The sequence below is a fragment of the Vibrio sp. 10N.261.52.A1 genome (genome assembly GCF_002876325.1).
GTDB classification, from domain to species: domain Bacteria; phylum Pseudomonadota; class Gammaproteobacteria; order Enterobacterales; family Vibrionaceae; genus Vibrio; species Vibrio chagasii.
In genome coordinates, this window is the sequence record NZ_MCYD01000894.1 from 1 (window position 1) to 281 (window position 281).

The following is a 281-nucleotide window of genomic DNA, read 5'->3' on the forward strand; positions in this document are numbered from 1 at the left end:
TCCAAGAACCTATGGTGTCATTGAATCCGCTTCATCGAATCGGCAAGCAGTTGGTTGAAACCCTCGCGATACATCGCGGTATGCGCACCAACAAAGCACAAGCCTTGGCGATAGAGTGGCTATCTAAAGTAGGAATCCGTTATCCCGAGCAAAAAATTTCAGCTTATCCGCATGAGTTATCTGGTGGTGAGCGTCAGCGTGTGATGATTGCGATGGCACTGATTAACGAGCCAGAGCTGCTTATTGCTGACGAACCAACGACTGCACTGGATGTGTCGGTA

1 protein-coding gene is annotated in these 281 nt (G+C 49.1%); it reads left to right on the forward strand.

The window, feature by feature from the left end:
- The coding region (locus BCT81_RS19375) for an ATP-binding cassette domain-containing protein (RefSeq protein WP_133152661.1) at window positions 1-281 on the forward strand (281 nt) is incomplete at both ends.